This is a genomic window from Pontibacter sp. H249 (assembly GCF_037892465.1).
Classification (GTDB): Bacteria; Bacteroidota; Bacteroidia; order Cytophagales; family Hymenobacteraceae; genus Pontibacter.
The window spans coordinates 53,355-76,700 of record NZ_JBBKTR010000021.1 but is presented as its reverse complement, the minus strand read 5'-3'; the positions used below and the strand labels follow the sequence as shown (position 1 = coordinate 76,700).

The 23,346-nt window shown below is 44.1% G+C and carries 20 protein-coding genes; 8 read left to right on the top strand and 12 right to left on the bottom strand.

From position 1 onward, the window contains the following. Positions 1-236 precede the first annotated feature (236 nt). Positions 237-455, bottom strand: a complete 219-nt coding sequence (locus WG943_RS19760; protein ID WP_340411622.1) for a hypothetical protein — start codon at positions 453-455, stop codon at positions 237-239. Positions 456-713: 258 nt separating this feature from the next. Next, entirely contained in the window at positions 714-1,190 is a 477-nt protein-coding gene (locus WG943_RS19755) for a DinB family protein (protein ID WP_340411620.1), read from the bottom strand. Between the two features lie 253 nt (positions 1,191-1,443). Here WG943_RS19755 and WG943_RS19750 point away from each other — a divergent pair, with 253 nt between their 5' ends. After that, positions 1,444-1,734: an isoamylase early set domain-containing protein gene (locus tag WG943_RS19750; RefSeq protein WP_340411618.1), complete on the top strand. Its 291-nt coding sequence runs from the start codon at positions 1,444-1,446 to the stop codon at positions 1,732-1,734. Between the two features lie 150 nt (positions 1,735-1,884). On the opposite strand, the gene WG943_RS19745 is transcribed toward WG943_RS19750, so the two are convergent. From WG943_RS19745 to WG943_RS19710, 8 genes are all read right to left on the bottom strand, one after another. Further along, on the bottom strand, positions 1,885-3,339 hold the full coding sequence (locus tag WG943_RS19745; protein ID WP_340411617.1) for an alanine/glycine:cation symporter family protein: 1,455 nt from the start codon (positions 3,337-3,339) through the stop codon (positions 1,885-1,887). 491 nt (positions 3,340-3,830) lie between these two features. Beyond that, the gene (locus WG943_RS19740) at positions 3,831-5,648 is read right to left on the bottom strand and encodes an AMP-dependent synthetase/ligase (protein WP_340411616.1); all 1,818 of its coding nucleotides are present in this window, start codon (positions 5,646-5,648) and stop codon (positions 3,831-3,833) included. Between the two features lie 550 nt (positions 5,649-6,198). After that, positions 6,199-7,635, bottom strand: a complete 1,437-nt coding sequence (locus WG943_RS19735) for an RtcB family protein (RefSeq protein WP_340411615.1) — start codon at positions 7,633-7,635, stop codon at positions 6,199-6,201. A 551-nt stretch (positions 7,636-8,186) separates the two neighbouring features. Next, complete coding sequence (locus WG943_RS19730; RefSeq protein ID WP_340411614.1) at positions 8,187-8,642, bottom strand: cold-shock protein; 456 nt, start codon at positions 8,640-8,642, stop codon at positions 8,187-8,189. Between the two features lie 47 nt (positions 8,643-8,689). Further along, positions 8,690-8,917: a hypothetical protein gene (locus tag WG943_RS19725; protein WP_340411612.1), complete on the bottom strand. Its 228-nt coding sequence runs from the start codon at positions 8,915-8,917 to the stop codon at positions 8,690-8,692. A 127-nt stretch (positions 8,918-9,044) separates the two neighbouring features. Next, complete coding sequence (locus tag WG943_RS19720; protein WP_340411611.1) at positions 9,045-9,236, bottom strand: cold-shock protein; 192 nt, start codon at positions 9,234-9,236, stop codon at positions 9,045-9,047. 160 nt (positions 9,237-9,396) lie between these two features. After that, positions 9,397-10,749 carry a sensor histidine kinase gene (locus WG943_RS19715; RefSeq protein WP_340411609.1) on the bottom strand — a complete coding sequence of 451 codons (1,353 nt, stop codon included), beginning with the start codon at positions 10,747-10,749 and terminating at the stop codon, positions 9,397-9,399. Further along, entirely contained in the window at positions 10,739-12,100 is a 1,362-nt protein-coding gene (locus tag WG943_RS19710) for a sigma-54-dependent transcriptional regulator (RefSeq protein WP_340411608.1), read from the bottom strand. Before WG943_RS19710 ends, WG943_RS19715 begins: the two co-directional genes overlap by 11 nt. 276 nt (positions 12,101-12,376) lie before the next feature. Here WG943_RS19710 and WG943_RS19705 point away from each other — a divergent pair, with 276 nt between their 5' ends. Continuing rightward, entirely contained in the window at positions 12,377-14,803 is a 2,427-nt protein-coding gene (locus WG943_RS19705) for an ABC transporter permease (RefSeq protein ID WP_340411606.1), read from the top strand. A gap of 80 nt (positions 14,804-14,883) precedes the next feature. Here WG943_RS19705 and WG943_RS19700 read toward each other — a convergent pair whose 3' ends face one another. Continuing rightward, positions 14,884-16,710 carry a family 10 glycosylhydrolase gene (locus tag WG943_RS19700; RefSeq protein WP_340411605.1) on the bottom strand — a complete coding sequence of 609 codons (1,827 nt, stop codon included), beginning with the start codon at positions 16,708-16,710 and terminating at the stop codon, positions 14,884-14,886. A gap of 576 nt (positions 16,711-17,286) precedes the next feature. Here WG943_RS19700 and WG943_RS19695 point away from each other — a divergent pair. Next, positions 17,287-17,961, top strand: coding sequence for a YceI family protein (locus WG943_RS19695; protein ID WP_340411603.1), 675 nt, complete (start codon positions 17,287-17,289; stop codon positions 17,959-17,961). Positions 17,962-18,020: 59 nt separating this feature from the next. Beyond that, the gene (locus WG943_RS19690; RefSeq protein ID WP_340411602.1) at positions 18,021-18,362 is read left to right on the top strand and encodes an outer membrane beta-barrel protein; all 342 of its coding nucleotides are present in this window, start codon (positions 18,021-18,023) and stop codon (positions 18,360-18,362) included. A gap of 194 nt (positions 18,363-18,556) precedes the next feature. Here the strand turns inward: WG943_RS19690 and WG943_RS19685 are convergent, their stop codons facing one another. After that, the gene (locus WG943_RS19685; RefSeq protein WP_340411601.1) at positions 18,557-19,837 is read right to left on the bottom strand and encodes a PQQ-dependent sugar dehydrogenase; all 1,281 of its coding nucleotides are present in this window, start codon (positions 19,835-19,837) and stop codon (positions 18,557-18,559) included. Positions 19,838-20,369: 532 nt separating this feature from the next. Between WG943_RS19685 and WG943_RS19680 the strand changes: the two genes are divergently transcribed. The 4 genes from WG943_RS19680 to WG943_RS19665 are packed head-to-tail and all read left to right on the top strand — an operon-like array spanning position 20,370 to position 23,342. Continuing rightward, positions 20,370-20,831, top strand: coding sequence for a thioredoxin family protein (locus WG943_RS19680; RefSeq protein WP_445323656.1), 462 nt, complete (start codon positions 20,370-20,372; stop codon positions 20,829-20,831). Between the two features lie 7 nt (positions 20,832-20,838). Further along, positions 20,839-21,879: an FAD:protein FMN transferase gene (locus tag WG943_RS19675; protein WP_340411599.1), complete on the top strand. Its 1,041-nt coding sequence runs from the start codon at positions 20,839-20,841 to the stop codon at positions 21,877-21,879. Between the two features lie 36 nt (positions 21,880-21,915). After that, the gene (locus WG943_RS19670; protein WP_340411598.1) at positions 21,916-22,143 is read left to right on the top strand and encodes a DUF4266 domain-containing protein; all 228 of its coding nucleotides are present in this window, start codon (positions 21,916-21,918) and stop codon (positions 22,141-22,143) included. Beyond that, entirely contained in the window at positions 22,128-23,342 is a 1,215-nt protein-coding gene (locus WG943_RS19665; protein WP_340411597.1) for a DUF3570 domain-containing protein, read from the top strand. The genes WG943_RS19670 and WG943_RS19665 overlap by 16 nt, the downstream gene beginning before the upstream one ends. The last annotated feature ends 4 nt before the right edge of the window (positions 23,343-23,346 follow it).

Here is a 23,346-nt window from a genome sequence, read left to right as displayed (position 1 = left end):
TTGTCATCCCTTCGAAAATTAAGATGAAAAAATCTTACAAGTATAAATCTGTCCACCCGGAAGTATGGGTTTACTCTAAAATCCTGCGCATCCTGGTTCTGGCGAAAGAGATTGATGTACGAAAGTATAACTGAATGAAGTTTGCCTGAGTAGACTTCGCAAAACAAAAAAAGTGGCGGAAAAGCTGTTTAGCCTTTCCGCCACTTTAACTGAGTTTTATTTTTAAGTAGTTAGAACTATTGTTGATCGTTCTGCGGATCTACTGTTTCCGTTTCTGTAGTTACAGTTGTATCTACGTCACGTACAGTTCGTTCTACTTCTAATTCAGAAACTGTCGTATCCGTATCGATTACAGTTCCGTCCATTTCTCCTTCTGTAGTACCATCATTACCTCCACAGGAATAAAAACCAAACGAAGTAAATACTACGGCACCAGCTAAAATTAACTTTTTCATTATCATAAGTAATTTAGTTCAAAATATGCAAGCCATTGATTTTTAACATCATATTAGCTTTGCAAATTATATAATATATAGTTTACGTGCAGCGGTCTTATAAATGTTTCCTTTTATTTCAGATACTTCAGAACGCGTGCCTGTAAAACCTTCTATTTATAATAGCTTACTATATAGGCTTAAGGTTTCAGAGTCTGCCCAAAGAATTAGTGTAGCTAGATGTTGTATAAGCGTATAGGTTCTTAAAAAGAGTATAGTTTAGGACCAATCGCCAAGCAGTCTTCTTAGCACCATCACCTGGCCCATGTGATACGCATTATGCTCTGCTACCAGAAATGCTTCGCGCAAAAGGGTTTGGCCGCTGCCCTGTGGAATAGGTTTAAACAAATCGTTTGCAGGATTTTGTACCAGGTGTATCATCTCGTTCATATTTGCCTGTATGGCGGTTATACTTTTGTCGAGTGCGTTTTGGTCGGCAGGGGCTTTCTCTTTAGGCCAGTAGTCGTCGGGCCAGTTGGGCTCCTGGTAATCGGGGTTGCGGATAAACTCCACAATATCCTGCAGTGTTAATCGCATGTGCTCAACCAGTTGCCAGATAGTATAAGGTAGTTTTTCTATTTCTTTGCCGGCCACATCGGCTGTTATACTTCCAAGCAACTCATTGATTGGTTGATAGGCTTGCCCGCCCTGAATCAGCTTTACCAGGTGCTCACGTAATGCGTGGGTATTTTCCATAATGAAATTCTTTTATATGCATTACTTAACGGAGAAGTGAAGAGGAAGTAAAGCTAGGCTGCTTATTAATTTGTATCCTGATAAGAGTGAAGTATAACATAATCGTGTTTTAACCGTAAGGCAGCTTTATAAAAAGTATAAGAGAATGCCTTGGCTGTATAATGCTTTATTTATACTAAAGTGCTGGCGATCAAATAGCTATTAGAACCAGGTAATCAATTTTTCTTAATTAAACAGGCTTAAAATTTAAGAAATGATCCAGAAAACATACCTTAAAACCAAAGATCAGTGTAAGGTTAAATTTACGGTGAGCTTAGACAATGCAGATAAAGTAGAGATACTGGGGCTAAACGACAACTGGTCTAGCCCGATGACCATGAGCAAAAAGAAGGGCGGTGTGTTTGAGTGCGTGCAAACACTTCCGAAGAACAGCCAGCATGAGTTTAAGTACTTGGTTAACGGCACCGACTGGAGAAACGATCCGGACGCAGACGGAGAGGCACCTAACGAATATGGAGGCACCAACAGCCTGCTTGTTGTTTAGCGCAGGCTTTAAAAAATGTAACAGTCTACTCCGGCAAAATTGATTCATGGCTTTCGCTGTGCATTGACGGGAGTAGATAGTAATGTAAACCAAAAGAGACGCCTCATGAAGCGTCTCTTTTGGTTTAGCAGGTTAGCAGTTGGTATAAAACTATACGGCCTGTAACTCTTTTTCTTCTTGTGTATCCTGGTGCCATTTGTCTGCATTTGGTATACCCAGTTTCTCCGGGTCAAACACAGGGTCGAGGCCGGCTTTTCGTTGCTCGTTGTAGTCTTTCAGGGCACGAAGGGCAGGTTTACGAAGCAGCAGGATCGCCACCACGTTTAGCCAAGCCATAATACCAACGCCTATATCACCCAGCATCCAGGCAGATTCTGCTGTTTTTACTGATCCGTAGAATGTAGCACTCAATATAAGTACACGCAAAGCCCAGATCATCCATTTGTTTCCTTTTGTGTTGAGATAGCTCAGGTTTGTTTCTGCAATGTAATAGTAGGCCATAATGGTAGTGAAGGCGAAGAAGAACAGGGAGATGGCTATAAACCCGCTGCCCATCGCAGGAAAGTGCGTGTTCACTGCCGATTGCGTATACTCTGGTCCAAAAGGTACGCCCTGCAGATTCTCCACCAGAAAACCGCCTTCCGGACTAACCACATTATACTGACCCGTAAACAAGATCATAAACGCTGTAGCTGTGCAAACAAAAAGCGTATCCACGTAAACAGAGAAGGCTTGTACCAACCCCTGTTTGGCCGGGTGGCTAACCTCTGCTGCAGCGGCAGCATGCGGTGCTGTTCCTTGACCGGCTTCGTTAGAGTAAATACCACGCTTCACCCCCCACGAAATAGCCATACCGAACACACCCGCAAAAGCTGGCTCCAAATCAAAAGCAGAGCGTATAATCAGGCTAAGTACAGCCGGAACTTCAGTTATATTCATGCATATGATTACCACCGACATCAGGATGTAGGCACCCGCCATAAACGGCACCACTACCTGCGCCACTTTACCAATTCGTTTTACCCCGCCAATAATAATCAGGGCAAGCAGTAAGGTAACGGCTCCACCGGTATAAGCAACGGGTATCTGGAAGGCTGTGCTTACACTGGAGGCAATACTGTTACTCTGCACACCTGGCAGAAAAAGCGCCATACTTACAATTGTTGCCACAGCAAACAACACAGCATACCACTTTATGCCAAGTCCTTTTTCGATGTAAAATGCAGGGCCGCCTCTATACTGTCCGTCTTTCACCTCCTTGTAAATCTGGCCAAGTGTTGCTTCTATAAAAGCCGAGGCGCTACCCAGAAAAGCAATCACCCACATCCAGAAAATAGCACCTGGTCCGCCCATAGCGATGGCCGTTGCTACACCGGCTATGTTACCTGTACCTACGCGTCCGGCAATGGCTACGGTAAATGCCTGAAAAGAGCTGATTCCTTTCTTAGATGACTGGCCTTTGAAAAGCAAGTAAAGCATTTCGCGCAGGTAGCGCACCTGCAGAAATTTGGTAATGATTGAAAAATAAACACCTGCACCGAGGCAGAGGATGATGAGTGCATTGCTCCAGACAATGTCGTTAACCGAGCTGATAATGTTTTCCATGTAGTTGTAGGCAGGAGTTAGAACGTTTAAAGTTAGAGTAAGTGCTAGTTGCCGTTAAGGCAAATGTGTTCGCCAGCTTAAATTAAAGCTTTTTTGCCAGATTGTGCAGCTTTTTCATCATTATTAGCTGCAGGAGTTGAGTGGGGATAAGCCTATTTACGGCAGAAGTGATTGGGAGTAAGGTTGATTGAAGTGTATGGATGTAAACTGGTACCTGCAGATAGAAGAAGCTTCTATCTGCAGGTATGTTATCTTATTTTGGTGATTTGAAGGGATTTGATAGGGTACACGCTGTAATTCGTGGTTGACTGTGTTTCGCTACATGCTGTCTGTAGAAGCACAACTGACCACAACGTCATGTATGTTCGTTTAGGCCTACATTTATACTTACTACCTATACTTAGGCCAGTTGCACCCTGGTCGCATAACTCACTAACTAAACTGTTGTGCTCAAACTGATACCATGAAAAGGAGAAGTTTTGGTAACTCAGTTACACATACAGCGAATTGATTAAATCTTTATACTTTTCCAGAATTACCCTTCGCTTTAGTTTAAGAGTTGGTGTCAGTTCACCGCTTTCGATGGTCCACTCAGAGGGGAGCAACACAAATTTCTTGACCTGCTCCACTGGATTAAAGTTTTTGTTGTACAGGTTTACTGCTTCTTTTATCAGTCCCCAAACATCTTTATCCTGTAACGCTTCCTGGTTGCCGGGATAATTTATTCCTTGGTTAGTGTACCATTCCTTTAGCTTCTGGAAAGCCGGAACAATAAGTGCGCCTACATACTTTTGTGTATCGCCTACTACCATAATCTGTTCTATCCAGTTGCTTTCTACCATCTTGTTTTCGATGGGCTGCGGTGCCACATACTTGCCGCCACTGGTTTTAAACAGCTCTTTTTTACGATCCGTTATTTTAAGGAATTTATCGTCTATTATTGTGCCGATGTCTCCGGTGTGTAGCCAGCCGTCGCTGTCAATCACTTCCTCGGTCAGGTCAGGCCGCCTGTAATAGCCCATCATCACATTAGGGCCTTTGCAAAGTATCTCACCGTCATCTGCAATTTTAACGTCCACACCTTCTAGTAATGGGCCAACTGTACCAAACATCCTGTTCTCTTCAGCATAACGGTTACCGCTGATAATAGGGGAAGCCTCTGTTAAGCCGTAGCCTTCCTGGATAATGATCTTGGCAGCCGTGAAAACTTTTAGTAAGCGCACCTGGCAGGCTGCTGCACCTGTTATGATAGCCTTTACCTCGCCGCCCAATGCCTGGCGCCACTTACTGTACACCAGCTTGTCGGCGAGGGCCAGCTGCAGCCGGTAGCTCAGTGGTAGGGGCTTGTTTATTTCAAACTGCTCGGCCAGGTTAAGCGCCCAGAAGTATAATCTCTTTTTGTTGCCTTTCAGTTCTGAGCCTTTGGCCACTAGTCCTTCGTAAATCTTTTCTAGCAGGCGGGGTACGGTAGTAAAAATAGTAGGCTTTACCTCTCGCAGGTTCCCGGCTATACTTTCCATTCCTTCGGCATAGTATATCGATACACCGGAATAAAAGTAGCAGTAAGTTGCCATACGCTCAAAGGCATGGTTCAGGGGCAGAAAACTGATTGCCTTTTTACGGAAAACGCCAACCTCCTGAATAACGAGGGCGCTGCTAAACACATTGCTGAGAATGTTATAGTGCGACAGCATTACACCTTTGGGAGTGCCGGTAGTACCTGATGTATAAAGTATGGTAGCCAGTTCATGTGCGTCTATTGCCTCTTTCAGCTGCTCTACCTGTTCCGTTATTTCTGTAGTCGGGTCTGTAAGCAGTTCTTTCCAATGTGGGGCTTCTTCTACTTTGTTAAAAGTATACACCTGTTGTACCGTCTGCAGGCCTGGGCGCAGTGCATCAATTTTCTGGTAAAGCGCTTTATTACCTGCAAATATCATTTTTACAGCTGCATCCTGAAGTATAAATTCCAGTTCTTTGCTGTTGATGGTAGGGTATACAGGTACCGAAATGGCGCCAATCTGCTGTATAGCCATATCAACCAGCATCCACTCGGGGCAGTTTGGACTGATAATGGCTACTTTGTCTCTGCCTTCAGGTGATCCATCGTTTCTGCCTATGCCTAAGTTAAGTAAGGCACCACTGATGCGGTCCACTGTTTCGCGAACCTCTTTCGTGCTATACTTTCGCCATTGCCCGTTTTCTTTGGCTGCGAGCATATCATCCAGTGGCGCAGTTGCCAGTTGCCAGTCAATACAATCGAATAGGCGGCTTGGCTTTGCCGGTGTTTCTGAATCCCTTTTACCTTTCACAGATCTTTTACAAATTTATACTTACCAGCATACAGAATTGAGCACTGATTTGCACCAGCAGCTGTTGAACCCTGAAACTATACAGATTTACTCTTTTTTACCCTTATGTGTTTTAAATACGGTGATTGGTACACCGCCCGCAAAGTTAAGTTGCTGGTGCTGATAAAAGCTAGCGCCTGACAAAAACAAAAATTAGCAACGCGTAAACTGTACTGGGTAATCCAAGGCTTAGGGGAGTTGTTTAAAAAGTGCAGGAGGTATAGCTGCCACAATGGCAATAGCTGTAAAATTGCACTCTTTTTGACTGATTAATTTGGACATTTTTGTATTAAAAAACGCTTATTCTGCCTGATAAACCATATAAGTGACTATACGCGAAAAAAAATTGCATAAATTTTCATCACTTTGTAACCTTGGTATAAAAAGTGCCGTATACTAAAGTGGCTAAAAAGTTGAAATGGTAAGTTTACTAAATTAACCTTTCAATATAATAAAACGGGATTCTTGGCGGAATCCCGTTTTTGTTTTTACATCCTTTCTAGTTTATACTTCAATCCACTTCCATATATTTTTCATCGCCGTTCATGCGCACAATTTTGGGATGAAAGGTGCCGACTATTTCCACCAAATCTTGTTGTGCCGCCATTACCTGGTGTATGTCTTTGTAAACCATTGGGGCTTCGTCAAGGTCTGAGCCTATCACATCTATGCCCGCTTTTTGAATAAACTTTTGCACCTGTGGCTTGTTGAGTGTTTTCTTTGCCTGTGTTCTCGACATCACACGCCCTGCGCCATGCGAGGCTGAGTTAATGGAGGCTGCCTCTCCCTTGCCTCGTACTATAAAGCCAGGAGTAGCCATGGAGCCAGGAATAATGCCTAATACGCCTTTTCCGGCTGGCGTAGCACCTTTGCGATGTACAATGTATTCTCTGCTGTTAGCGTCTTTTTCTTTCCAGGCAAAGTTGTGGTGGTTCTCGATGGTAGCTATGGGAGACTCGCCAAGTGCAGCGGCTAGCCGTTGGTGTATCTGGTGGTGACAGGCGGAAGCATAGTCGCCGGCCAGGTTCATGGCAAGCCAGTATTCCTGTCCGGCCTCCGTGTTCAGATCGAGCCAGGCAAGGTGCTTGGCCTCTTGTGGCAGCCGGCAGCTATCCATAGCTACTTTGGTATAATATCCGGCTATGTTAGCTCCCAGGCCCCTGGAGCCAGAGTGGGAAAGTATAGCCATGTAAGAACCCAGCGGCAAATTAAATTCATTTTGTGCATCTTGTATTTCCACTATCCCGAACTCCACAAAATGATTGCCTCCACCCGAGGTTCCCAGTTGGCTATAGGCACGGTCCTTTAGCTCGTGCACGATTGGTATCTCATGGAATTCTTGCCGCTCCATTATCTCGTGGTCCATTGGGCGTTTAAAAGAGGAGTAGCCGAAACGGGTGTTATCCAGCAGCATCTTTTTCAGCTCGTCCCGGTTCTTATCCAGGTAGCCCTTATGGATGTCATAAATGCTCATGCTCATGCGGCAGCCAATATCAACACCTACGCCGTATGGTATTACCGCATTTTCTACTGCCAGCACACCACCAATGGGAAGGCCATAGCCTTGGTGTGCATCGGGCATTAGTGCTCCTGCGCGTGTAACAGGCAGTCGCATGGCTATTTCCATTTGTTTGCGTGCGCCTTCTTCTATGCCCTCTGCACCATAAATAATATACGGTTGCTGTTCTGCTTTTAAATTGATGGGAGCAGTTTGCTTATGGGCAAGTATGGCTTGGGCTAGTGGCCCCAGTGTAGCGTGCAGCTGGTACTGATCGGGTGCTGTAAGTACATCCTGCACCAGCTCTATCTGGTGGTTTTTGCCAAGGTCGGTAAAATAGGTGTGTATGATGTTAAGGGCCGTACCTATAGGTTTACCAGCCGGAAAGCCAATGTTCTGCAACTCTTTTGCGGTTAACTTTTTAGAGGCGTCTTTTTTGTTTTTCTTCATAGCTAAATGGTATCAAAACCATTGTACGAAGTATAACGGGGGAGGAGTTAAGCGGTATCTTTTAGGTTGCCTTTGTTGATGATGTGTGTAGTACACTTATAGTTCATAGCATTATCTCAAAATTTCAACCAACAGTACTTAACATTCTTAAAGTTTCCTCAAGGGAGCGCCTTCCTTTCAAAAGAGCTGTTTTGATTAAATGCAATAAGACAAGATGAGCTTACATCCCCTCGCTGCCAAATGAGTGCGAGAAGTAAATGCGTTAAGCCTGTTATGTAAAGATGGAAAAAATAATTTTTTTTCAGATAACGTAACCTTGCTATAGTATACCCCGTATAAATGGACGGCTAAAAAGTTGAAATGTTTTTACTGATAATTACAATTCAATGATATAGGAAGGGCTCCCTTAAAAAAGGAGCCCTTTTCTATTTTATGTTATTGGGTTGTTTTTTTGGAGACTGCCTAAAAACAGAAAAGGCACTTACAAAGCAGTAAGTACCTCCTGGTGTGAACGAATAAGTAGTATTTTGCTAAAGGAATCCTTTATGGTGTTATGCAGCCTTTACGTTTACTGCATTTAAACCTTTCGGCCCTTTCTCCACTTCGAATGTTACTTTATCATTCTCTTTTATTGGGCAGGTTAAGCCGTTCTGGTGCACAAATATACTTTCCTGCGTGTCATGGTCTTTAATAAAACCATATCCTTTAGAGGAGTTAAAAAAGGTTACAGTTCCTTTTCTGATTAAATCAGCCGGGTCTGGTTCAGCTTGCTTCGATACACCGATCTGGATATCTTCCTGCTTGAACTCTTTTTTCTTCTTGGTCGGATCTGGAGGGGTAGCCGAAATATTACCAAACTCATCCACATAAGCCAGCATCTCATCCATGCCTTTGCCTTTGTTAGAATTGGCTTTGCGCTCTTCCTTTTTCTGCTCCTTGTCCTGCTTTTTTCTAAGTTTTTTCTTCTCTTTTTCTTTTTTACTAAAGGTTTCCTGTGATCTACCCATATATTGATTTAAGTTTTTTTAATGTGTGGCACGCAATACTTTCGCTGTTAATACTTAAAAAGAAAATTAGTGCCGTTACGTATCCATTTTTCAAAGAAGGAGTTATCGTTATACTCCCCTGAAAGTAATTCGAAGGCAGGATCGTTTTTGTGTGACCGCGATTCCATGAAAGATGTTAGAGAATCCTGGTTGTTAGGCTCCCATTCCCGTCCTTTTTGCAATGCAACACACAGGTACTCCCGCGTTATGGTGTCAACTAAATATTTTCTGTTCATCTGAGTTTACTTTGGTTAACCCTGCAAGAAGGGGTGAAACTTGCCGGGACTATTAAGAGGGTTTGCCTGAGGAAATAAAAAAGCCTTACTATACGTAAGGCTTTTTCAAATGAGTTATATAGCCAGACTAAGCAAGCTTAACATTAACTGCATTTAGTCCTTTTCTTCCTTCCTGAAGATCAAAAGTAACTTTGTCATTTTCTCTGATCTCGTTTACCAGGCCAGATACGTGTACGAAGTACTCCTGATTTGAATTTTCTTCTGTGATGAAACCGAATCCTTTAGTTTCGTTGAAGAATTTTACTGTTCCGTTATTCATATGATGTTGTTTATTATACACTTACTACACTTGCAGCAGTGTATTCGTTCATTATTTTCTACAATGTACGATAAAAAGTTTACAATTCTTGCATAAAGATGCTTAAAACGTGATTTATTTTTTGAGTAGGGAGTTTTTGTAACTGAAAAAAATATAACATTTAGTTGAATCGCAAGGTAAAAACGGTGCCTTCGCCTTCTTCTGATTGCAACTGAATGGTACCTTTGTGCAGTAGCACGATTTGCTTGCACAAGCTCAGGCCAATACCGCTGCCTTGCTTTTTAGTTGTGAAGAAAGGGATGAAGACCTTTTCCTGTACTTCCCTGGTCATACCAAGGCCATTATCCATAATTTTGATAACTGTTTTCTGTTCATTGTCCTGGTAAGCAGAAAGTATAATCTCCGGTTCTGGGTTTTCTTTTACCGCTTCAATTGCGTTCACCAGCAAATTTATAAGTACCTGGTCGAGCAGGCTGGCATCTGCCTGTAATTTAAGGTTCGGGTCCTTTACCGCTAGCTCTAGCTTTATCTGCTTATGGTTAAGAGTTGGCTGCATGAGACGTTGCAGGTTGGCGAACACATCCTTTATATACACCGTTTGCAGCGACAAGCTGTTGATTTTACTCAAGCTGCGGTAAGTCTCAGCAAAGCGAAGCAGGCCTTCGCTACGGCGCTTTATTGTTTCTACGCCTACTTCCAGGTCTTCTACATCTGCTGCATCGGTACCTTTCATTTCTATTTCCGCCAGCCTTGCCCTGATCGTTTCGGCCAGTGAGGCAATTGGCGCCACGGAATTCATGATTTCATGCGTCATCACGTTCAATAGCTTCTGCCATGCCTGCGATTCTGTCTCGTCCAGGGCCTCGTTCACGTTCTGGAAAACAACCAGTTTATACTTTTCTCCTTCATGCATAAACGTGGTGGCAGATATGAGCACTTTAAAAGCATTCTTCTCAAAGAGGGCTGTGTTGGCCGTACCTATTTTACTGTGGCCAGGCTGTAGGTGCTGTACCTCCTCATAAAGTGCCTTATCACGTTTGGCAAGGTAATGTATGGTTTGCATGTAAGGCAGGTGCAGTAGCTGCTTTAATGGCTCGTTCATCAGCACTACTTCTCCTGAGTCTACTTTATAAGATAGAATTCCGGTATTTACCAGCTCCATTACCTTCTGCAGGTTCTGGAACTGTGTTTCACGCTCGGTGCTTATGGCCTTTAGCGTAGCATTTATCTCGTTAAAACCCTTGCGTAGTGTTTGCAGTTGGGTAGGTACATGGTTTTCATTAAAATGCCTGGAGAAATCGCGGTAATGCACCGAATCAATAAACTGCTTAAACTCCTCCTGCGCCTGTTTGGTAAAATGTATCAGGTCGTATACTTGGTAAGCTATAAGCGGCAGCAGAAATACAAGCAGCTCTGCCCAATCCTGAAGTATAACTAAGGCAGGCATGCTTAGCGTGAGCAGCAGCAGGGCCACGCGCAGCACTAGCTTGGCTTCAAATGATCTAAATATCATACTTGCCCAGTCTGCGATACAGTGCGGTACGGGTGATACCCAGTTCCTTGGCAGCCTTTGTCATATTGCCGCTATGCTTTTCCATTACCCGGTGAATCGTAGCTTTCTCCAGTTCCTCCAGGTTAGATTCCATTGGCTGGGTCTCCGGGGCGGGCGCTGACTCGATTGGGGAGAAAAGTATATCCTGCGCTTCCAGTACATAACCATCAGCCATAATTACGGCACGCTCTATAGCATACTGCAGCTCCCTTACGTTGCCAGGGTAGTGGTAACTCATTAATTTATCGGATGCCTGCTTCGACAGCTCAAGCTGTGGTTTCATATACTTACTGGCATACACCTGCATGTAGTGACTGGCTAAAAGTATAATGTCGTTGCCTCGTTTACGGAGTGGTGGCACCATGATCTCTACAGTATTGATCCGGTAAATCAGGTCTTTGCGAAAACGTGACTCATTTGCCAGTTCGGTAAGCGGAACGTTTGTGGCACAAAGCAGGCGTACATCAATATCAACCGGCTCGTTGGAGCCCAACCTGATTACCTGCCTGTTCTGAAGTACACTTAAGAGCTTTGACTGCTGGTGCAGCGATATGTTTCCGATCTCGTCCAGGAAAATAGTACCGCTGTGTGCCGCCTCAAAACGGCCTGCCCGGTCTTCACGGGCATCCGTGAAAGCGCCTTTCTTATGGCCAAACAGCTCGCTCTCAAACAAGGATTCTGTAAGCGCACCCACATCTACTTTTATAAAAGGTTTATCAGCACGCAGCGAGTGCTGGTGTATGGCTTTCGCTATGAGTTCTTTGCCGGTGCCGTTCTCTCCAAGTATAAGTATGTTGGCATCGGTAGGAGCAACTTTCTTTATTTTAAGCAAGATATCCTGCATGGCCTCCGACTCGCCTAGCAGCTCGAAACCGCTAAGTTGTGCAGGCGCATTTTTACGGGCTTGGCTGCCGGTGCTGCTTGCCTTGTTGCTGATGGCATCACTTAACGTATGGAGCAGTTTCTCGTTTTGCCAGGGTTTTACTACAAAGTCAAAGGCTCCTTCTTTCAGTGATCGTATGGCAAGGTCAATGTCGCCGTATGCGGTGATCATTACCACTGCCGTGTCTGGCTTCAGTTCTTTGATCTTCTTTAACCAGTAAAGACCTTCGTTTCCGGTATTTAATGCACTCTTAAAATTCATGTCCAGCAGCACAACATCAAAGGCCAGGCTTTTGAGCAGGGCAGGAAGTTGTTCCGGGTTCTTTTCTGTGATGATTTCCTTTAACTGTGGGCGCAGCAACAGGCGCATGGCGGTGAGCACATCCGGATCGTCGTCTATAACAAGTATGGAAGCCTTTTTTAACTGCATAAGTGCTTTAATATAATCACAGATAAATAAACTACAATTATGCCATTCTTACAACATCTTGAATACGAGGTACTATAGCAAACAGGTGGAGGAGGGGGCGTGCGAATTCGCACACTCTGCGCGCGAAAATGCACAGAGGTAATAAAGTATTAATTGCTTAATTGTCTAATAGACAATCATATAGGTTATTGGCACTGCATCTGTGCATGGTAAAGCAGATAGTTACAAGCTTTATAACATATCAGCATCCTAACACCAATACTTATCTTTAAAACTATGTTCAGAAACTACTTTAAAACAGCCTACCGCAACCTGTTCCGGCATAAGGCTTTTTCGCTTATCAATATATCAGGGCTTGCGCTCGGCCTAACCGCCTGCCTGCTGATTGGGCTATTTGTGTACGATGAGTTGCAGTACGATAAGTTTTTGCCGGAAGGGGATAGGGTTTATCGTGTTTACAACGATATGTCGGCTAAAGAAGCCGGTTCGTTTGTGGCACCTGTGCCTCCTATGTATGGCACCACTCTGGATCAGAATTTTCCGCAGGTAGAGGAGGTGGTACGCATTCTGATGCTGCAGTTTGATGCAAACAACCTGGTTGAATTCGGAGAGAAAAGCCTTTACGAAAAAGGGCGAACCTTTACAGACTCTAACTTTTTTAAAGTTTTCCGGCTGCCCTTTAAGTATGGCTCTCCTGAAAAAGCCTTGACTGATCCTTCTTCTATTGTAATCTCTGATCAGTTTTCTGAGCGTGTATTTGGTGATATAGATCCAGTTGGGAAACAGATTACAGTTAATAAACTGCCCTACATTGTGCGTGGTGTTTTCAGGAGCAGCGACAAATTTCACTTACCAGTTAATTTTATTTTGCCTATGGAGGCTGCTGAGCTACCAGCTGAAAGGATGAAGAAATGGAGTTGGCAACAGTTTTATACTTATGTTAAATTAAATAAGGGTACAGACGCTAACCTGGTGCAATCAAAGTTCAGGAATATTGTAAAACAGCAGATCGATCCGGATCAGAATAAACCTTATAATTACCTGCCGGTGTTTCAGCCCCTGCACGAAGTATACCTGTATTCTGCAGACTTTAAGTATGATCAGTCTATCAGGGGAAACATTACTTATGTAAAGGCGCTTGGTATCATCGCAGTTTTTATTCTGCTGATTGCCTGCTTCAACTTTGTAAACCTGGCAACTGCTAAATCTATGCAACGTGCTAAGGAAGTGGGGGTGCGTAAATCTATAGGTGCCAGCAGAAGCCAACTGGTCATACAGTTCCTGTCTGAAACAGTGATTCTCACGCTGATAAGTATCATATTCGCAGCTGCACTTACCTCGTTGGTCTTGCCATCGCTTAATGCTTTTACCGGAAAGGAAATGAGTTTTAACATATTTACCCAGCCCTTGCTGCTTGTGTTGCTGCTTTGCCTAACGTTGGTAGTGGGTTTGCTGGCAGGTTTTTACCCGGCTTTGGTCTTATCAGGCTTCAAGCCTGTTAAAGTGCTTAAAAGTGCCGTTGTAGTAGATACCAAGGTGGGCCGGATACAGTGGCTGAGGCATGGATTGATTGTGATACAGTTTGCCTTATCTGTTTTTCTGATTATTTGCGCATTTGTGGTGTATAAGCAGGTTTCTTACCTGCACAACAAAGACCTGGGTTTTAATAAGGAGCAGATCATGTTTTTCCAGATGCGAGGGGATAACATGTTCAAGAACTATGAAACGTTTCAGAATGAACTGAAGAAAGTACCCGGTATAAAAAATGTTTCGATAGGATATGGTTTCCCGGGAGATGCAACTGCAGGCGATGGCATTACCACACTTATAAATGGAGAGCAAAAAAACCATGGCGTTACGCAGCTGATGGTGGACTACGACTATTTTAACACACTTAATGTAAAAGTGCTGGCTGGCAGGCCTTTTTCGAAAGATTATAGAACAGATGCTGACCATGCGTTTATGCTTAACGAAACAGCTGTTAGAGAACTAGGCTACGGTACACCGGAGCAAGCGTTGGGTCAGCCGTTGCGTTGGCATGTGTGGAACGACCAAAACCCTGATTCTTTAAAGGAAGGAAAGATTATTGGGGTGGTAAAGGACTTTCACTTTAAGAGCCTCTACGACAAAGTAGAGCCAACGGTGCTGCAGATTTTTCCAAATGCCTACTGGAAAGTAGCGGTTAAACTAGATGCATCAAACATAGGTAGGGCCATTGATGAGGTTAAAAAAGTATGGAGCAAGTTCTCACCAGACTATCCTATTGAGTACATTTTTATGGATGAGAACTTTGAAAAGATGTATAAGGCAGAAGACAAGCTGAAAACCTTACTCTGGATATTTACTGGGATTGCCATATTTGTTGCCTGCCTTGGTTTGTATGGCCTGGCTGCCTATGCTGCCGAGCGCAGAAAAAAAGAAATCGGCATCCGTAAAGTGTTAGGAGCTGAAAATGCTACCATTGTGGCGTTGCTCTCCAAAGAATTCCTGGCTTTGGTTGTGGTGGCGGCTCTTATAGCCTTTCCGTTAGCTTGGTATGCCATGCACGTATGGCTTCAGGATTTTGCCTATCGTATTGAGATGCCGCTCTGGGCATTTTTGGTAGCCGGAGTAGTTGCTGCGTTTATTGCCTTCTTAACTATCAGCTACCAGGCCTTGAAGGCTGCCAGAGTAAACCCGATCCTGAACCTGAGGTTTGAGTAAAGAGGGTCACAAATAAGATACAGCTTTTAGAACATCAGCGGCCCCAAGGTTATACTTTGGGCCGCTGATGTTTTATACTTTTACTTTAAGATAACTTTCTTGACAGTTCGTTGGCGATCTGCGGTAACAATCAGGGCGTACACACCCGGGTTCAATCTTTCTCTGTTAATGCTAATTATATGTGAGCCAGCTTCATATCGCTTCTGCACTGGTCGTAGTTTGATGCGTCCGTCCATAGACACGAAGTCAATTCTTACAAGAGAGCTCTTTTTCAGGGTAAGCTCAACGTAAAGGGTACGGCCAGCTGGGTTGGGATACACCTTAACTTCATTGCTCTCTTTTACCGGTTTAGTGCTCGCAGTAAGGTTGCCGGTGGTTACGACATTGCTCAGGGCACTCTCTACGTTGCTGTTGCTAAGTTCAGTTACCACCCAATAAGAAGCATGTTGCGGAACCTGTGCGGCAGGTATCGTTAATGTTTCTGTTGTTACTAGTGCCCTCACAGCGCCTTCTGGTATATCTGTTATACTTGCTGGCATAGTAGCCGAAGTATAAACCAGGTAACGTTTAAAAGGGTTGGTGCTGGCAGCGTTTCTTTGCCAGTTTATAACATACTCTCCGGTAGCCTCGCTTACAGTTACTGCCAAATTTTCGGGTGCAAGTGGTTGAGCTCCGTTTTTCCAGGGCATGGCAGGAGGGGCAGCGGGATATTGGTAGGTGTTGTTTTTTAAATTTGTATAGATGTTCAGGGTATTGTCTTTAAGATTAACAGCTCTGTACAGCACATCGCCCAGGGCGTTTTTGTGGCGGTTAAGCCTGCTAATTTCAATCTGGTTAAGTGTTTCCTGCTCAGTGTATGTTGTTTTATAAATGGCATGGCCGGCATACAGGTGGCGCGATGAGGCATACGTTTTATCAGACCACCATTCCAATAGTTTACGGTAGTCCTGTGCGCCGCCAATTGGCCAGTATAATTGTGGCGTAAGATAATCGATGTGCCCGTTTTCTAGCCAGTTTATGGGGTCTGCATAAATTGCATTGTAAGCATCCATACCCGTGATGCCAGCTGGCGTGCCATTTTTGTAAATTCCGAAAGGGCTCACCCCAAAGCGTGCCTGTGGCCTGCTGCTCTGCAGTACCTCGTGCACTAGCCGGATAGTTTCATTCACGTTATGTCGGCGCCAAGCCTTCACATCTGTAAAACCAGCACCGTACTGGTTATAGGTTTGCGCATCTTCTGTGGTAATTCCTGTGAAGTTTGTTTCCGGGTAAGGGTAAAAGTAATCATCAAAGTGAATGCCGTCAACAGCATAGTTATCTGCTACTTCTTTTACTATAGAGGCTATGTAAGTTCTTACTTCCGGGAGGCCGGGGTTCAATATTTTTTTGCCGGTAGAAAAGCTTAGCAGCCATTCCGGTTTAGATTTCGAAACGTGGTTATCAGCATAAGTGATACTGGCGGAGGTAGATGCATTTACACGGAACGGGTTAATCCAGGCATGCAGTTCCAGGCCTCTTTTATGGGCTTCTTCAATAGCAAAAGCCAGTGGGTCGTACCCCGGATTTACCCCTTGCTTGCCTGTCAGGAACCTTGACCATGGTTCTTTGCTGGAGTTGTAAAGGGCATCACTTTCGGTACGAATCTGAAAAAACACTGCATTCAGGTTCGCATCTTTTATTTTGTCAAAGAGCGTACGCAGTGCTGCTTTCTGGTTTTCTGCAGTGGCGCCTTGCTGTGGCCAGTCCAGGTTGCTGACAGTTGCAACCCACACTCCTCTAAACTCACGGTTTGGCAGTGCCTGCGCTATGGCAGCATAAGCCTGCACGAAGTATAAAACTATACATAAAAAGATTATGCTCCCGGTTGTAGTGCCGGAAGGCTTTGGTAAAAGTGAGGCTAGTGCCATGAAAGCTTTAAGGGCTTGTAATAGTGTAAAATGGAATCGAATTTTGATGCAAATTACAAGTTCTTGGTGAGAATATTTTAAAATTATTTTATATAGATATTAAAGATGATAATGAACATGACTGTCTTGTTGAGCAATATATTATCTGTGTGAAGTCGATTAATTTGTAAGCTTTTGATCTAATCAAAAGAAAGATTTGCTGTAGCATTGCAGCGTTAAGCTATATGAATTGCTTTCTTAAGTGATATCTTAATAAACTTTCGGTTAAAGACGAGATGGCTTAGAGGTAACAGCGTTTAAAAACTCTTTTTTAAGTTATTTAAACGGATGCATTCGCACGTGCAGGGCAGTGGTGTAGGCCTTTACATGGTGAAGCGAATAGTTGAAAAAAACGAGGGAAAAATTTTTTGATACGGAAGAAGGAATGGGTTCTGAACTTACAATTCGTTTTAAGATGGATGGTGGTGAGCCAGAACTGAAGTTGTAAATTATTTTAAATTAAGTATACTTTTAATTCACTGAAATAGCATACTTTAGCTAAACTTTAAACATCTAAAAAACTTCTTGGCAATCTCTATGAAAAAGTATCCTGTACTGGTAAGCACGCTGGCTTTGGCCACGATGCTAGTAACAACTGGTGCCACAACCTTGTGTAATAAAGCTGTAGGTACCACAGAAAATGTAGTGGCAGCAACTACGCTTAATGTAAACACCGAAAGCAGTACCATGAAGTGGAATGCCAAGAAGGTAGGAGGAGAGCATTATGGCAATATCAAGCTTTCTGGTGGTACGCTTCAGGTAAATGGTAACAAGTTGGTTGGTGGCGATTTTGCCATTGATATGGCCTCTATTGTAGTAGAGGATATTACCAGGGCAGAATCTAACAAGAGACTGACAGACCACTTAAAATCCGATGATTTTTTCTCGGTAGAAAAGTATGGAACTTCCTCTTTTAAGATAACAAAAGCAAGCCCACTTGCGAAATCAAAAGCAGGAGAGGCCAACTACACCATCACCGGCGACCTTACCATCAAAGGCATTACCCACCCAATTACGTTTCCGGCTATTGTAAAAGTATCTGGTAAAACAGCAGAAGCAACTGCCGCTATCAAAGTAGACAGAACAAAGTATGATATCAAATACCGCTCTAGCCTAGTTGGTACTGCTGCGGATAAGATTATTTACGACACATTTACACTTGATGTAAAACTTGTTGCCAATGCGGCTACACAGGCAGTTAGCGGCAAGTAGTATACTTTTTACTTTTAAATAATATTTGAAAACACCCTCTAGCACTTGATGTCTGGAGGGTGTTTTGCTATAGCACAACTCTTAACCAGTACACCTTTCATCAGCGCCCTAATTACCGGCAGTTAAACCCATTCTTCGCCAACTGCTACTCCTATACGTACTGCCTGGGTAAGCCGGGCCTAAGGCCACAATGCACACATGCCTTTGGTTTAACGCAGGTGTTCAAGAAAACTTATAATCTTGTATTCAACTATCAGCTGGTGCAGTATGTAATTGCAGCGATTCACATTATTGATGCTGAAATACCTACTACCTTATTCACCATAGGCAACGTGAACAACTTTGACCAATACTTCAGACAACGTAGTGTAAACGTAATGCTACGCTACAGATTCAGTTAAGGTCAGAAAATTGATGAGCGCGGCAGAAAAAACCTAGAAGAGTTAAACAGAAAAGGAAACTAATCTGACAAAGTATAAAACTACCTCTAATCTACATTAATCAAGAAGGCCTCTGAATTTTCAGAGGCCTTCTTAGTTTTAAATGATTACTGCGTATGCAGATTAACATATTTGTGATGCAGTACATACTGGTTTTATCTTTTTGGCGTGATCTTCAAAAGCTCTCCGTTAGATTGATCGGTAACAACGTAGAGGGCGCCGTCTGGCCCCTGGCGCACATCTCTTATGCGTTGATTACGGTCTTCTAACAAATGTTCTTCTCCAGTTACGCGGTTGTTCTCTATTCGCAGTCGTACCAGTACCTTATCCTTGAGGCCACCTATAAATAAGTTGCCGCGCCATTCCGGAAACGCATCGCCGGTATAAAATTGTGCGCCGGATGGCGCAATTACCGGATCCCAATAGTATACAGGATCTACGAAGCCTTCTTTTGTAGTTACTGAGTTTGGAATAGGTCTGCCTGAGTACTCTTCTCCATAAGTAACAATTGGCCAGCCGTAGTTTTTGCCCTTTTCAATAATGTTCACTTCGTCGCCTCCTCTTGGCCCATGGTCTACAACCCATAAATTACCCTCACTGTCAAAAGCAGAGGATTGCACATTGCGGTGGCCCACAGACCAAATCTCAGGCAAAGCTCCAGATTGGTTTATAAAAGGATTATCTTTCGGTACACTGCCATCAGGTGCAATGCGGATTATTTTTCCCATGTGGCTGTCCATTTGCTGTGCCTGTGGCCTGATCTCTATATCGGAACGTTCACCGAGTGTAATAAAGAGCATACCGTCTGGTGCAAAAGCAAGCCTTGAGCCAAAGTGCTTATCACCATCATAGGCAGGTTTCGCCTGGAAGATAACCTTAACCTGACTTAAGCTTCTGCGATCTTCTGATAATACCCCGCGTGCCACACTGGTGGCGTTGCCGTTACTTCGTGGCTCAGAAAAGCTCCAGAATATGGTTCTGTCAGATGAAAAATTTGGGCTTAATGCAACATCTAATAAGCCACCCTGCCCACGGGAAACTACTTTTGGTACACCACTAATTGGTTGGCCAACCTGACCAGAAGCTGTGACAATTCGCATTTGGCCACCTTTCTCAGTTACAAGAAAATCACCGTTGGGTAGTGGTTCTACAGCCCAGGGTGTATCCAGTTCTTTTGTAAGAACTACCACATCAAATCCAGCATCAGTTGTGATACCGCAGGCACGTGTCTGCCCTTCGAAAGTTGGTTTCTGCTCAGGTACGTTCGCCTCACGGGTTTCCAGTGGCTGGCAATCTGTTTGTGCGGTACCTTGTGTTGGCTGATCTTCAGCAGTGGCTCCGTTTGTTTCTTCCTGCGTTGTAGCGGCTTGGTTACAGGAGGTTACCCCTGTGCACAGAAGTATGGCTGCTATGAGTAGTGTGTGTAATTTTTTCATGTTTTATAGTTCAGGTTATTTAATGTTTTATGCAGGGTGAGTGGCTACGATTATACCAATGGTTTTCATCTCTGTTTATACCTGTAGATCTGTTCGTCTTCATTTACTATTATACTTTGTTTAAAGTTTGGCTTTACTGCGTAAGTATAGACGTGGCTTTTTAGGAACTATAGCTTTGACGTGGCTCAAGGAGTAAATCTGAAATCAATATTTCTTATTTGTTATGTTCTTACTACAGATACGATTACCTGGGTAATATACTTGCATAGGATTAACTTTATTTGTTTATCTCCATTACCTGACTTCGAAGCAAGAAGAGGTGCTGAGGCTTGTTTTTTAAAATTAGTTTTTTTGCAATTTTTTGGTGTCTGATTGCGTTATATTTCTAAAAGTATAACCTGCTTTAATTAAATTATAGGAAACAGACTTACTAGAAATTTAATCTCAATACATGAATTTTCCGCTCATGATTCGTGTATTATAATAGATGCCAGTATACACTTTCAAGTTTGTTCCTATGTATCCCAAAAGCATTAATTACCTCCTGCTATTTTTTGTTTGCTTTACTGGCATAATTATTACAGCGCAAGCACAAAACCCAGATACACATAACAGTTGGCTGCATAGCTACGATGCAGCTTTGAAACAGGCAAAAGCTGAACATAAGCCCATTTTGATGGTGTTTTCCGGGTCTGATTGGTGTAAGCCCTGCATTTTACTCAGCAGAGAGGTCTGGAGCACAGAAGCCTTTGCCTATTATGCAAAAGACAACCTGGTGCTGCTGGAGCTGGATTTCCCAAGGTTTAAGAAAAACCAGCTTCCGGCAGCGCAGACGAAGCACAACGAACAACTGGCCGGGGTTTACAATAAAGAAGGGGAATTTCCGCTGGTAGTTTTGATAAACGAGGACGGTAGCGTGATCGGTAAAACCAGGTACAAGGCTGGCGGCCCGGAGGCTTACGTGAAGCATCTTGATGAGCTGTTACATAAGTAAGGTAGTTATGCTTTCTAATTTTCGCCTACTGCCTTTAATAGCATTGCTGCTGATGCAGGTAGCGGTGCTGGCACAGGATACACCAGCAGCCAAAGCCCATAAAAAAGTGCTGCTGTTGATGGGGACCCGCTTTGAGCTTGTGGCTGTTTCAGATAACGAACAACAGGCCACTAATGCGATAGATGCCGGAGTGGAAGAGATAAAGCGCATAGAGGCACTAATTTCAGAATGGCAGCCCACGAGTCAGACAAGTGCCATTAACCGGGCAGCTGGCTCAATGCCTGTGCAGGTTGACCAGGAGCTATATGATCTGATCTACCGAAGTATAAAAATCTCTAAACTAACAGGTGGCGCCTTTGATATTTCGTTTGCAGCGGCCTATAAAATCTGGAAGTTTGATGGCAGCATGAAACAGATGCCCTCTCCTGAACAGGTAGCCGCTTCTATTGCGCATATAGGATTTGAAAACATTGTACTTGACCCTAGGAACCGAAGCATATTTTTAAAAGATCCGGAAATGAAGATCGGTTTTGGGGCTATCGGGAAAGGTTATGCTGCCAACAAAGCGCGGGATGTGATGCGTAAAAAGGGTGTAAAGGCAGGTGTGGTAAATGCCGCCGGCGATATGATCACCTGGGGAAACCAACCTGACGGGCAACCCTGGTTTGTAGGTATTGCTGACCCCGCCGAGCAAGACAAAGTGTTTTCCTGGCTTACGGCCAACGAAACATCCGTAGTCACCTCCGGCGACTATGAAAAGTACGCTGAAATAAATGGCAAGCGCTATGCCCATATCATAGATCCAAGAACAGGATATCCGGCGTCCGGCTTAAAAAGCGTAACCATCATTTGCCCGGATGCAGAACTGGCAGATGCACTGGCTACCGCTGTGTTTGTGCTGGGCCCCGAGGAGGGATTGGATCTGGTAAATCAATTGAAAGGGGTGGAGTGCCTGATGATAACGGTTAAAGACGAAATGCTGACGTCCGGTAACCTGCACCTGCATTTTTACCAGAACAGGCAGGCATCGGCCAACATGACGAATTAAGTATATTCCTTACCAAAGTAATAAGCTGCACAAACTATGAAGTCGCAATTAAAAATCCTGCTGGCTGTTGTAAGTATCACGGCATCAGTATTACTCAGTAGTTGTGAGGCTGTAAGGCCTTTCCAGAAATCCTATTTAAATGAGGAGGAAATGCAGCTGAGTGCCCGCAAGGTGCAGAGCTTTGAAATGAACTTTGAATCGTACCGCGAAGGGGCAGCTGGTGCTACAGGCGGTAAAATGGGAGGAGGATGCGGATGCAATTAAAGTATATCGGTATGCTAGTGGCCTGCGCAGTGGCTACTACTGCCATGGGCCAGACAACAAAAACAGCCACAAAGACTCGCCGGGCAAGGGAGCTTTCTCCGGCTGAAGTGAATATCCTGGGCAGTTACTACAGCCAGGATGGTGACCATTCGCCGGTAACTGGTGGCGTGGGTACAGAGCAGCTAACAGATGTAACGCCCACCATCATTGTAAACGTGCCGCTGGATACGGTAACGAATCTGAACGTGAATTTTGGTATGGACTTTTATTCCTCTGCCTCAACTGATAAAATTGATTATAATGTCTCCTCTGCCTCTAAGTCGGATACACGCACCCATTTAAACGTGAGCCTGAGCCGGCGCAACAACGCCCGCAGAATAATCAAGGCGATCACTGTTGGCGGTTCTACAGAGTATGACTACCAGTCTGTGTCTGTTGGAGCTAACTGGGCACAAAGCTCTTCTGACGGTAACCGGGAACTGAGTTTGGGGGCACTTGCTTTTTTTGATTCCTGGTCCTTGATTTACCCTGAGGAGCTACGGGGCAATGGAGAGTTGCTCAGCACAAAGCGGCGTCAATCCTATAGCCTGTCTGCTACACTTTCACAGGTGATAAACCGCAGGATGCAGGCTTCGCTTTCTACTGATATTGTTTTTCAGACGGGGCTACTCTCTACACCTTTTCACAGGGTATACTTTAAAGACCGGGAACTACCAGATATAGAGCGCCTGCCCGACACACGTTTGAAGTACCCCATTGGCCTTAGGTTAAATTACTATACGTCTGATTACCTGACAATGCGCTTCTTTTACCGTTTCTATACTGACAGCTGGGGAATGACAGCTAATACACTGGAGCTGGAAACTCCTGTTAAGATCGGACCATTCTTTTCGTTTTACCCGTTCTATCGGTACCACACCCAGGCAGCGGCAGAATATTTTGCCCCCTACAAAGAGCACAGCTCCACCGACACTTACTATACTTCAGATTACGACCTGGCCGGCATCAATAGCCATAAACTGGGATTAGGGGTCCGGTATTCACCTTTGCAGGGCATCACCAGATTCGGACTGCCTTTTTCAAAGAAGGTTACGCAGCTAAAGGGCATAGAACTACGGGCAGGTAATTACTGGCGAAGCGACGGCCTGAAGGCATTTATTATCAGTACAGACCTGAACTTTACCATACCTTCCAGGTAAACAA